Source organism: Porphyromonadaceae bacterium W3.11, from assembly GCA_030434245.1.
Classification (GTDB): Bacteria; Bacteroidota; Bacteroidia; order Bacteroidales; family Porphyromonadaceae; genus Porphyromonas_A.
In genome coordinates this window covers 256,562-269,490 of sequence record JAUISX010000004.1, presented here as the reverse complement: position 1 = coordinate 269,490, position 12,929 = coordinate 256,562, and the positions used below count along the sequence as shown (strand labels likewise).

Below are 12,929 nucleotides of genomic sequence, written 5' to 3'. Positions count from 1 at the left end.
AAGTGGGTGCTTGGATGATAGCGGGTTGTGGAAAGGCTTTTGTGATGGATAAAGTGATCCCGATCGCAATAAAAATAGTTGGGTTTATCATTAAAACCCTCGTGAAAAATAGATACCTTTGCTACTTAGGTATTTTACCATCCTTAGGAATATTTGAAAGAAAGACTTCGTCGTGAATAATAATCAGATACAGCATAGCGGTTTAACCGCTTCGGAAGTTCGAGAGAATAGAGAGCGGTATGGTGTTAATCTTCTCACTCCTCCACCCGAAACGCCATGGTGGAGGCTTTATTTAGATAAGTTTAGAGACCCTATCATCGTCATTTTACTCGTGGCCACAGCTATATCCCTCCTCTTTGGCGTGATTCATCATGAGTACACAGAGTCTATTGGTATTATTATCGCAGTACTTATCGCTACAGGTGTCGGCTTTTGGCAAGAATATAGTGCCAAAAAGAAGTTTGATGCTATGCGGAGTGATAGTGACTATGAGGCGGTCAAGGTACGTAGAGATGGGGAGGTACTCGAGATTACTAAAGACCAACTAGTGGTCGGTGATGTGGTGATTCTCAATTCTGGAGATGAGATTCCTGCCGATATCGAACTATATCACGCGATGGATATGATGGTCTCAGAAGCGACCATGACAGGGGAATCTTTGGCGGTCTCCAAATATCCTATCGATGAGCCTTTTACAGGCTCTGGCTTTGCTCCGAATCTATTGCTGAGGGGGACGACCATAGAGCAGGGCACGGGAGAAGGTGTTGTCCTTAAGGTGGGCGATGAGACTGAGATCGGAAAAACCACTCGCCAAGCCTCTATCGAAGTAGATAGTGTGACCCCTCTTCAGGAGCAGCTCAATGGCTTGGCCGCACGGATCAATATCGCCGCCTTTTCAATTGCGATCTTGATGTTTGTCATTCTAAATCTCGCCCATTGGGATTTTGCTTTTGGTGAGCACTCTTTCAGTTGGTCGGTAGAGACGTTACTGTCCGAAGTCCAGTTCTTAATGGGAGCAGTGGTGGTCATTATTGTAGCGGTGCCTGAGGGTTTACCATTGTCGGTGACCCTAGCCTTAGCTTTTTCGATGAAAACCATGGCTAGCGAGAATAACTTGGTTAAGAAAATGCACGCGTGTGAGACGATCGGTGCCGTCAATGTAATCTTTACCGATAAGACTGGGACTCTGACTCAGAGCAAGATGAAGGTGGTCGATTTTGATTTGCAAGGCAGTAAGGAGGAGTTGCAATTCATCGGTGCTATTAATTCTACTGCAGAGTGGTCTAAAGATTCTGAGGTCTTGGGTAATCCTACCGAAGGAGCTATTCTCAAGGAGATAGGCCGTGAGCTGAGTCAGAAAATAAGAGATGAGTATGTCATCCTCTCTGCTATCCCCTTTTCTAGTGCCTATAAGTATATGGTAACGTATGCGAGGAATGACAGGACCAAAGAGGAGGTTGTGGTCATCAAGGGTGCTCCTGAGGTGATTGCAAGGATTATTGGCGATGATAAGTTTCTGCATACGGTATCGATTCAGCAGGGGCGTGGACGAAGAGCTATTTCGGCTGCCTTTATTGAGGGGATTAGCTTTTATGATGCTCGCGAATTACTAAAGTTCGGTCAAGCACTTCCTTCATGCCGATATGTGGGGACCTGGTTTATTGAAGATCCTGTTCGTTCAGATGTTCCTGCTGCTATTGAGCGGTGTTATGGAGCTGGAATCGATGTTGTGATGATGACGGGGGACAATCTTAAGACTGGAACAGAGATAGCTCGACAAGCAGGCTTTGAAGAGATATGGGCGATAGAGGCTAAGGACTTTTGGAATGAAATAAAAAATGCTAAGAATGGGAGAGACTTTCCTAATGTTATCGCTCGCTGTACCCCTTCCGACAAGATGGATATTCTTAACTGGGCACAGGATCGAGACCTAGTCTGTGCCATGACAGGGGATGGGGTTAATGACTCTCCCTCTCTCAATCATGCTGATGTCGGTATCGCCATGGGTACAGGCACGTCAGTGGCTAAGGAGGCTGCTGATATTGTCCTCTTGGATGATGCGTTCCCCTCCATTGTTACAGGCGTGAAGTGGGGACGTTCATTGTATAAAAACATCCGTAACTTCCTCTTTTTTCAGCTTTCTATAAACTTGTCCGCTTGTCTTTTAGCTCTCTTTGCCCCTATTGTAGGGGTTGGAATGCCCTTTACGGTTACGCAGTTTCTGTGGATTAATCTCGTGATGGACTCTTTAGCTGCCATCGCACTGGCTTCAGAGCCAGCTGATGAAAAGGTGCTTTTGGAGAAGCCCAGAGATAGAGATGAATTTATTATCAATCGATCATTAGCCAAAGCGATTATTGGCTTTGGTGGCTTTGTCTGGCTTTTCTGTACGGTAGTCTTATGGGGTGCTGGGCACTTAGAAGTGGTCGAAAGTTGGGGTTGGGATGGTCTTACGAGATTCCTTTCACACATAGATCTGACTGTCTTCTTTGCCTCTTATATGGTGATTAACCTTTGGAATACATTCAATGCAAGAGTGATCGGGAAGAAAAAGTCTGTCTTTGATGGACTGGCAAAAAATCCTCGCTTCCTAGGTATAGTCGCCTTTATTCTAGTCGTGACTATTGCTATTGTTCAGGTAGGCGGTGAAGTCTTTAGTACGCATCCATTGTCATGGAAGACCTGGCTTATCATTATCCTAGTCTCTTCCCCTGTGATGCTGGTTCGTGAGCTTTATTTTCAGCTCGTTACTAAGCGACATCACTCGTAGGAGGACGGTAATGTGCTAATAATTGCCAATCATTAATGTTGACAAAAGTCTTTCGGTAAAGAGCCTTTTATCTGAAGAGGCTCAAACTCACCGTGTCCAAACAGGATTATGTATCTGGTGAATGGTGGGTGACCCTTACAAATGTATATGGGTAACGGTATGAGCTTCGTCAACTATCAGCAGAGTGGGCGAGGAGCACATCAGCAGGGCGATTGTCACGGATGACTTCTTGGACGAGATCATAGACCATCGCTTTTAGCTCCGTGAGGAACTTATTGGGATCGTACTTCCCTTGGTCTATGAGTCGTAGCTTGTACTCCCAATCGCCAGTCAGTTCTACACTTTTCAGTTGTTCGTTATTGATGATATGGATGAGTTCTATCCCTATTTCAGTGGGGATAAGGTTTTTTCTCTGACGCTTGATGTACCCACGCTTGAAGAGCGTCTCAATGATGGCAGCACGAGTAGAAGGTCGGCCGATTCCTTTCGATTTCATCGCTTCCTTCAGATCTTCGTCCTCCACTAGTTTTCCTGCTGTCTCCATTGCGTTCAGCAATGTTGCTTCAGTGAAGTGCTTAGGTGGGCGAGTCTCCTTGACTAAGAGGTCTGGTTTGTGCGGCCCATGCTCACCCTTCACAAAGGCTGGCATTGATTGCTTTTCGCTAGGACTGCCACCGTCCTCTTCCTCCTCTTTGGTATCACTATCTTTGGCATACAACACCTTCCACCCCTCATCTGTGATCACTCTCCCAGTAGCTTTGAATTCAATCTTAGCTACTTCTGCCATGACGGTCGTCTGCTCATATTCCATATCTGGGTAAAAGACAGCTAAAAACCGCTTTAGGATGAGGTCATAAATCTGAAAGTGGGCATTGTCTAAGAACCCTGGTGTATTGCCTGTCGGGATAATAGCGTGGTGATCTGTTATCTTGGTGTCATCAAATACTTTCTTCTGCTTCTTGAGCTTCTTGCCCAGCAGCGGAGCTGTAAAGTCTGGAACCATGGAGGAGAGCTGCTGAATAATAGGCATACACTTAGGGTACATATCATTTGGCAGATAGGTGGTATCCACACGCGGGTAAGTGACTAACTTCTGTTCGTATAGACTTTGGATGATAGAGAGGGTCTGGTCGGCTGATAGCGAGAACTTTTTATTTGCTTCAATCTGTAGACTCGTGAGGTCAAATAACCTCGGTGCACCCTCCTTGCCCTTCTTTTTAGTCATGCTCTTGATATAGAGATCTTCACTCTTAATCGTTTCGATGACCCCTTTTGCCTCCTCTTCGCTAGAGTATCTCCCCTTGGTCGAGGCAAAGAGTACATTACGGTAGAGCGTCTTAATTTCCCAATAAGGCTCTGGCTTAAAGTTCTCAATCTCTTCAAATCGCTTGACGATTAGTGCTAGAGTAGGGGTTTGGACACGCCCCACGGAAAGCATCCCTCTATCACTTCCACTTCGGTACTTCAGGGTATAGAGCCTAGTGGCATTGATCCCAAGTAACCAATCACCGATAGCTCGGGTCAGTCCCGCATGGTATAGATTGGTGTACTCCTCGGCAGGTTTTAAGTTCTTGAACGCCTCAATGATCGCCTCATTGGTCATGCTGGATAGCCAAAGCCGCTTGACTGGAACCTTGCAGTCTGCCATCTGCAATACCCACCGCTGGATGAGCTCTCCCTCCTGTCCGGCATCACCACAGTTAACCACCTCTGACGCTTGGGTTACCAGTTGCTTAATGACATTAAACTGCTGCTGTATGCCATTGTCCTCAATTAGTTTGATGCCAAATCTATTAGGAATCATCGGAAGGTGAACCAAGCTCCAGGGTTTCCATTGGATAGCGTAGTCAGCAGGGTCCTTTAGGGTGCAAAAATGGCCGTAGGTCCAGGTTACACAATACCCGTTGCCCTCAAGGTATCCATTCTGAGAGGTAGTAGCTCCCAGTACTTGAGCAATGTCCCGAGCAACAGACGGTTTTTCGGCTATACAGAGAATCATGTTTATAGAGAAAAAAGTCTGTAGGAGTGGACGTTCACCACCCCTACAGATTAATTATGTTAATTCAATATGCACTTATCCTATTTTGATAGAGATAAGGTCACTTTCAAATCCCAAGCTGTTTCATGATTTGTTCGATACGCTCTTGGACAGCTTCTCGAGCTGCTGGGAGCTCGTCCTTAGAAGCTACAGGAGAGTGTACCTCAATGTAAAACTTAATCTTAGGCTCTGTCCCTGATGGACGGATGGAGAGCTTAGTCCCATCCTCCGCACGGTATTGCAATACATTGCTGGTGGTAGGTTGATCCAACTTAAAGGTCTCTCCACTCTCGATGTACTTACCAGTGAGATTAGAGTAGTCTAATACCTGTGTGACCTTAGCACCAGCGAGTTCCTTTTGTGGTGTGCTGCGGAAATCGTCCATCATCTTTTTGATCTCTTGAGCACCAGACTGTCCTGGGCGTACGATGGAGATGTTCTTCTCGAAAGAGTAGCCATACTCTGTATAGATCTTATCTAGGAGGTCTAGGATGGTCATTCCCTGATCCTTGGCCCATGCAGCCATCTCAGAGAAGATTAGGCAAGCACTTACGGAGCACTTATCTCGTACAAATTCATCCCATAGGTAGCCATAACTCTCTTCGCCACCGCCGAGATACTCCTTCTTACCCTCATTCTTACGAATGACGTCAGCAATCCACTTAAAGCCTGTAAAGACATCGTAAAGCTCCACATTATTTCGTTCGGCTATCGTAGCGATGAGGTCGGTTGTTACGATGGTCTTGACTATGTATTGGTTGCCATTCAGTCTGCCCAGCTCCTTATTCTTAATAATAGCATAATAAGCATAAAGAAGGCAAGTCTGATTACCATTCAATAGCACCCACTCGCCATCATGGCTCTTCACAGCGGTACCGATGCGGTCGCCGTCAGGGTCTGTAGCCAATACGATGTCAGCATCCAGCTCTTTTGCTTGAGCAAGAGCCATTTCTAGAGCACTCGCTTCCTCAGGGTTTGGCGAAACGACGGTTGGGAAGTCTCCACTCTGTACCATCTGTTCAGCGACGGGGTGAACCTCAGTAAATCCAGCCTCAGCAAGCATACGAGGCATCACGGTACCGCTGGTCCCGTGTAGTGGTGTAAAGACGATCTTTAGGTCGTGCTGACGCTTGATAGCTTCAGGATCAAGGCGAAGGGAGAGCACCTTAGAGATAAACTTATCATCCATCTCCTTACCTAGTAAGGTAATCATCTCCTTAGGACCATCAAACTTAATCTCACTAACTGATGCGATGGCATTCACTTCGTCAATCACTCCCACGTCATGAGGAGCAATCATCTGTGCCCCATCGCTCCAGTAAGCCTTAAAGCCATTGTATATTTTAGGATTGTGCGAAGCCGTAATCATCACTCCACTCTGGCAACCTAATTCACGAATCGCATATGATACCATAGGTGTAGGGCGAAGCTCCTCATACAGATATACTTTGATACCGTTATTAGTCATAATGCCAGCAGTAATATCTGCAAAGTGACGGCTGTTATGACGGCAGTCATACCCAATGGCTACCTTTAGTTCAGTCTCCTTGCCAAATTGCTTGATGATATAATTAGCTAAGCCTTGGGCCGCCTTACCGACAGTATATCTATTCATACGGTTGGCACCAGCACCCATAATGCCACGAATACCTCCCGTACCAAATTCGAGGTCTTTATAAAAGGCATCAATCAAGTCAGTGGGATCTTCGTCATCAAGCAGTGCTTGTATGGCTGCTCTTGTTTCTTCATCATACTCAGGGCTTAACCACTCCTGAGCCTTTGCTCTACACTTTTCTAAAAGTTTCTTATCTACCATTTTTGACGATTTTTTATATGTTATATCTTTTATCTCTATAGTAGCAAATTTACTAATAATAATCCTCCTTACCACGAGTCACTTTTTATTTTTCATGTGTGGCTTTCTTTAGAAATCAGTTCCTCCTAAATGGTTGGATTAAACTCTTACTATACGTGAGTTTTTACGTAAAACCCATGTTATTAAGATACAATTTTGGGCACCCCTGATAGCTACTCTGCTTTTGATGTTTATGAGAAGTGGATTAACTCGCTCTTGGGGAGTTTTACTGGATTGACAACGACGCTTAGGATAACGCTGATGTGCTAAGTCGAATTCTACAACCTCTCTAGCCATGAAGGAAAGACCGGGCTGGATTTTTTTTAAGAAGGAAGTCTCGAAAATAACGCTATTACCCTCCCTTTTGGGTTTCGAAGCTTGGATTAAAAAAGAGAGTCTCAACCGCAGATTAGATGCGGTTGAGACTACTCATTCTACAATTTTATAGTCTTATTGCACAGCAATAACTAATACGATATTATTTCTTACTCTACGATTAGTGTGATAACATCATCAATACCGTACTTATCGCTTTTCAAGCGAACCTTACACTGTCCAGGTCCCCACCAGTTAATATCGCCAGTCCAACCTGATGAAAAGACTTTAGAAGATTCATCAATGGACTCTATTTCCCATTGTCTAGCGAAATCTTTTTCTACAACCTCTTTAGTGTTATTGTCGGTAATAGTTAAGTAGATGTAGCATCTGTTCTTAGCAGCAGATTTATACTTCAAGAATTGATCATGTATCGTTTTATCTTCGCCTACTCGATTATCTGAAATAATGTCATCATTACTACCTGTATCGCGTTTTACATGACGGATGACATAAGAGTATTGCCCTTGTTCCACTTTTTTATTTACAATGACCATGCAACTATTGTGCTGAACTGTCCCATCTACAACAATTTTTATTTGGGCTGAACCAGCTGCAACAGCTGTAATCTTGCCTTCATTGGTAACTTTAGCAACAGACTCGTTTGTACTCTTAAGTTCTACAGTACTTTTATCGATACCATTGTAGTTGATGGTAAGCTGTGTGGTTTCACCTTCTAGTAGCGTTACCTTAGAAGGATCAATAGTAACACTCTTAGGAGTATCTTCTTCGCCATTGTTGTCATCTTCATCACTCTCGCCATTATCCTCATTACCGTTATCTGAAGCGTCATTGGAAACAATGATAGTACATGATGCTGAAAGGTCTGCCTTTGGTGCATATAAATCCACATAACCTTCGCCTTCACTTACACCTGTCACTACTGTACCCTCAATTTTGATGCAGTCATCAACGGTCTCTAAATCAAATTTGAAGTTTTCGCCTTCAGGTTGCACCACTTCGTTTTTAAGGTCAAGAGTTTGCCCTACTTTTATAGTGTAGGTATCTTGCTTAAACTTAATTGTTAGATTAGGGGTATCCTCATCCTCATCATCTTCTTCATTTGCCTCAACGGTTACTGTACAAGATGCAGAATTTCCATTTTCAAGCTTAGCGGTAACCTTTGCTTCACCAGCTGATAACGCTTTCACTTCACCATTCTCTACAGAGACGATTTTGTCAGGAGTGCAGCTCCATGTAATCTTGTCCTTAGCATCAGCTGGGGTCAGCTCTGCTTTGAGAGTAAAGCTCTCTCCAACTTTCAAGCTATGATGCTCTTTGTTAAGTGAGATTTTGGTGCCCTCGACTTCTGGCTGATCTGGTTCTTCAGGCTCTTTTGGTGCCTTAACCGTAACAATGCATGTTGCCTTATTACCATTTGACAGCTTAGCTGTGATTGTAGCCTTGCCTTCACCTTTGGCAGATACTACGCCGTCCTCAACTGTTGCTACGCTGGTCTTATCACTGCTCCAGGCAATTGTTTCTTTAGAGTTAGCAGGTGTTAATGTCGCTTTCAAGGTAACCGACTCACCGACAGTTAGTTCATATTTCTCTTGATCGAGTTTGATTTTTGTGATCTCCACAGGCTTGTCCTTGTCCTTGGATGAACACGCATTAAGAGCAAATACCCCTATCATACAAAATACAAGAGGCAAGAATAAACGTTTAAGTTGTTCTATTTTAAGTTTACTAAGATTTGTTAATAAAATATGTTGATGATTAATACAAAAGGCTATGATAAATTGCTTTTTAATCTTCATCTAACCAGTTTAAAAAAGTATGCACTCTATACTGAGCAAAATACATTATTGGGATCACCGCAAAGATATAAAGAAATTTATATATATCAAACACCTAAATGATATATTATAACATTTATTAGGAACGAGGTTCAGTATTTAGCAAGCAAAATATACTTATGATTCGATACGATCAACTCTCAAGGGAAAAAATGTGATCATTAAACAAGGGATTAAGGCTACTTTATCTTATACCCCTAAGCTCAAACTCAAAGTTAAAAATCAAAAAACTACGACTGAATTATTTTAGTCAATAGTCTCATATGTTAGATTTTTTCTTCAAAAGGCGAATTGTCAAATCTAAGGCATTACAAAGTGTTCTATTTTGCAAGCTAAACTGAAAAGAATCATTCTGCTTTTATGGCTAACGAAGCTGGTCGCACTTCAAAGTCTGTGGTGGAATTATCATCATCTACAAACTTGACGCCGTCATGCTTACGATATAGTGAACGGACTACAAATTCGGCAGACTCAAAATCGTAAATACTAGCATATCCAGCATCTACGCCTGTGACCACAGACCACTTATAGTCTTTTTGGCTACATAGCTGTACTGCATCTATGACCATCTCATTAGGGAACTTTAGATATTCAATCATCTTGCCACCATGACCATGACCATCTCCTGTATCGTGAGAAGTCCACGAAGTATTCCATTTGTATGGATTTTTATCACTTGGATCAAAAAGAATATCATCGGTCAACTCTGCAGGGATGTTAATCAAAGCTATCGCACTACCTTCTGAAATCATGCTTTTGATGGCACGTGTTCTAGGAAATGCCAGTATTAGATTAGGTACATTAGGATTATCAGGGAACTCATCAGCCTCCTCAATCTCTTTTGGGGTCGCCCACTCGAAGTCCACCTTAGAAAGGTCATAAGAATCCTCATTCCAGGTCCAGTAATCACTGTCTTCATCAGGTTTTTGAGTATGATTGACCGCTACTTCTGCTAGAAATACCGATCCACCAGGCTGTACGGGGTGGTTTTTCTCTCCAGGTCTGCCAGGAAAACGCATCAATATCCCAGCTCCAAAATGAGTTTCTCTGATATCTGTACCATCTTTGAGCGTAACGAGGTTTGCAGCATTCAACGCACTCATTGCCAGGCCCATGCCATCTAGATACAGAATGTCTTTAGTTGGATTTGTAATCTTGATATAGTAGTCATGCTCGTATGGGTAGGTGTATATTTCAGACTCATATACTCTCTTTTTGATGGTCCCAGAGTAGCAGATCTCCTCAAAAATAAGGTGATCTAATGTTTTTTCTTGATCTGCTGGCTCATCACCATTATGACAACCTGAAAGGACTAATACCACAAGTGTCCATAAGGTTAACTGCTTTCTTAAAATGCTCTTCATCTCCATTATTTTTTTTGAATTAATTGTTTGCGTAATCTCTCTTATAGGAACCATACACCGAATCCCATATCGCTCTCCATCCCACCAGAGTTTATAAATTCATAGGTATCTAATGGTGACAAGCCAATCTCACGACCTATGTGATAATAATAAGGCTCCATAGGATCATCTCCTGTAGGGTCGGAGTCATAAGTATAGGTGAAGACTTTGATAGGGATATTCACACGTATGAGTTCTTTCCATTCAGACTTAGGGTTAGGCTCATAAGAGCGGGCACAGACGAGCGGGCTTTTGGTTTTATTCATATCGTCATTTACAGCGATATCATTGGGGACTACTACTGCTTTCTTACCCTTCTCGCATTTCATCACCCTGATACTTAGATAAAATTTAGGGAGGAGATAGGATCCGCGTCGGTGTTCTTTAGTGCCATATCCATTGTTGGTCAGACGTGTTAATGGCCACTTCATATAATCCAGCCCCTCTTCTTTGGCGATACCGGTATCAGGATATGGAGGAAAGTCAAATAGGAGATGCCCTTTAAGGCCCACATAGTCTTGATCATGCTTAGTGATACTGTAGATATCGTCAGGCCCCAACGGTGGAAGTAGCTTAAGATTGAAATAGGTACGGGCACCATCGGCCATATCGGTATGTGTCCAAGTATCGCGGTAGGTGTATTGGAAAATCTTAGGACTCTCACTCTGAAGAGCTTCAAAATCATACTTTCCATTAACGAAGAACGGCTTAAAGTATTCGGCCTCTATCCCCTCAATGGGCTTTCCTACTTCTTCTCCCGTAATCGCTTCGCCCTTGACATAACTATCATCTGGACCGTCTTTTCGGAATCGTACATCCATAATCTTGTAAGGCTTGCCCTTATCATCCAGATCACTGATACTAAAGAAGATTTGATATTGATCTGATTGTTTTAGGATACGATCATTCATCAGATTACCCTCCTTATCATAGAAGTATAGGCATAAAGCCCATAGCTTTGCAGACCCCCCAACAAGACGGAAATAGCCTGGACCCTCATATCCTCGCTGTTCTTCGAGAAAATTGCGAATGCTCGCTTTGTCCATGATCAGCTCAGGACCTGTCTTGGTATTTCGTATCTCTGCAAACTGTTCCTGCTTCCAAGCCTTTCTTTCATAGACTGGGTTACCGTGCATCTTACCGTAGTAGTGACTGTGTCCCTCCTTCATCATCACCAGGCAGGTGTACCAATTAGCAAACGCACCATCAGGATCAGGATTATCCACATCAGCATCTTTGTCTATCGGCAGTTTGTGTTGGAAGTCTTCAGGACCATAATAGATATCAGCACCTGTGCGTGGAGTCTTTTTTTGGAGAATCGGATTATCTTCATCATCGAGTCTGATGTTTCCAAAGACGAACTCATGGCATGAGGTCATGGACACCATCAGTAGTCCTAGACATATGGCTTGAGTTATTTTAGTTATATTTTTCATGCTATATTCTTTTAATTACATTGTCACTCGTGGAATGTGTGCAAACCAATCAATATCCTTTGAAAACATCAGAAGCAACTGCTCCCTATCTGCATCAGGATAGACCTTCTGCACGTCCTTTACAAACTGTTCCTTGTCACCATCTAAATCAGCAATGACGCGAAACTCTAGTGGATAGTCGATATCATAATTATTCCATGAGGGGGAGATTTGATAATACTCAGATGGGAGTGCTTGTCCAGCCACTCTCTTACCCCTATATTTCTCAGTGTTAGTGAGCATGTGGGCAATACAGATCCTCATCCTAAACGAGATATTGGACTTGTAAAAGGTCAGCATCCCTTTGAACCCGAGGTAATCATACAATTTACCATCACCGAGAGCCCTTTTCTGCTGGAGCCTAAAGGATCTGTTATTATTAATACTCCGATCACGACCCTGATCATCAACGCCTCTTATCTTTGAATGTAGGTAGCTATCAATAGGATCGGTATCTCTATACTCATAGTCGAATATATCCTTAGCCATCTCATTGAGCTGGGTCATGTTCTTAGTCTTGTAGAGTCTATACTTCTTCCCTTCAAATTCTATAGATTCTGTCGCTTTAGTCGTCGTCGCATTTTCAGCAGCTATTTCTCCCAGCTTCTTATTATAGTACACAGGATCTGTATCCGAGGCATCGACAGGCACATAGACATTACTAGCGGACACTAAGGATGCAGGGATACGCTTCCCTTGGCTATCTCTAAGGAATGTGAATTCGTCATAGTACTGCCCGTCTAACGTGGTAGGATAATACATGAGATCTCCTTCCAGTGAATAACTTTGTATTGTAAAAAAGTGCTGGTGGTGTAATAGATTGGACCCCTCAGGATCTTTAGGGTCATACGATGAGAATTGATAATTGATCATCTTCCCATTCAGGTCGTAATACTTCAGCTCTAAAGAGTACTTATAGAAGCCATCCTTATCATTACACTTAATGACGTCGAACCACTTCCTCTCTGATGTGATCTTCATCTGTCCATCATCATCTTTACTAATATCTATTTGCTGATAGAGTGGCACTGGAGGGATCCTTATGTCAGATATCCCATACGCAGCATAGTAGTCAGCCGGTTTTCCATTTTTTATCACAGGGATGCTCATACGTAATATCGCACTCACAGTATATATCTGATCATGTCCCTTTACGTTCCTCTCTATAGATGCACCAGGGGCTTTTACTATAGGCTTCAGTAGCTTCTCCATAT

The 12,929-nt window shown here is 43.1% G+C and carries 7 protein-coding genes; 1 reads left to right on the top strand and 6 read right to left on the bottom strand.

Annotated elements, in window-relative coordinates; translation table 11 throughout:
- Nucleotides 1-172 precede the first annotated feature (172 nt).
- The gene (locus tag QYZ87_07725) at nucleotides 173-2,770 is read left to right on the top strand and encodes a calcium-translocating P-type ATPase, PMCA-type (protein ID MDN4754414.1); all 2,598 of its coding nucleotides are present in this window, start codon (nucleotides 173-175) and stop codon (nucleotides 2,768-2,770) included.
- 169 nt (nucleotides 2,771-2,939) lie between these two features.
- On the opposite strand, the gene QYZ87_07720 is transcribed toward QYZ87_07725, so the two are convergent.
- From QYZ87_07720 to QYZ87_07695, 6 genes are all read right to left on the bottom strand, one after another.
- Nucleotides 2,940-4,769: a DNA topoisomerase 3 gene (locus QYZ87_07720; protein MDN4754413.1), complete on the bottom strand. Its 1,830-nt coding sequence runs from the start codon at nucleotides 4,767-4,769 to the stop codon at nucleotides 2,940-2,942.
- A gap of 106 nt (nucleotides 4,770-4,875) precedes the next feature.
- Entirely contained in the window at nucleotides 4,876-6,624 is a 1,749-nt protein-coding gene (locus QYZ87_07715; GenBank protein MDN4754412.1) for a phospho-sugar mutase, read from the bottom strand.
- A gap of 524 nt (nucleotides 6,625-7,148) precedes the next feature.
- On the bottom strand, nucleotides 7,149-8,675 hold the full coding sequence (locus tag QYZ87_07710) for an Ig-like domain-containing protein (protein MDN4754411.1): 1,527 nt from the start codon (nucleotides 8,673-8,675) through the stop codon (nucleotides 7,149-7,151).
- Nucleotides 8,676-9,184: 509 nt separating this feature from the next.
- A complete protein-coding gene (locus QYZ87_07705) occupies nucleotides 9,185-10,201 on the bottom strand; it encodes a DUF4876 domain-containing protein (protein MDN4754410.1) in 1,017 nt (338 codons plus the stop codon).
- Between the two features lie 41 nt (nucleotides 10,202-10,242).
- Entirely contained in the window at nucleotides 10,243-11,676 is a 1,434-nt protein-coding gene (locus QYZ87_07700) for a hypothetical protein (GenBank protein MDN4754409.1), read from the bottom strand.
- A gap of 15 nt (nucleotides 11,677-11,691) precedes the next feature.
- Nucleotides 11,692-12,927, bottom strand: a complete 1,236-nt coding sequence (locus QYZ87_07695; GenBank protein ID MDN4754408.1) for a hypothetical protein — start codon at nucleotides 12,925-12,927, stop codon at nucleotides 11,692-11,694.
- Between the last annotated feature and the right edge of the window lie 2 nt (nucleotides 12,928-12,929).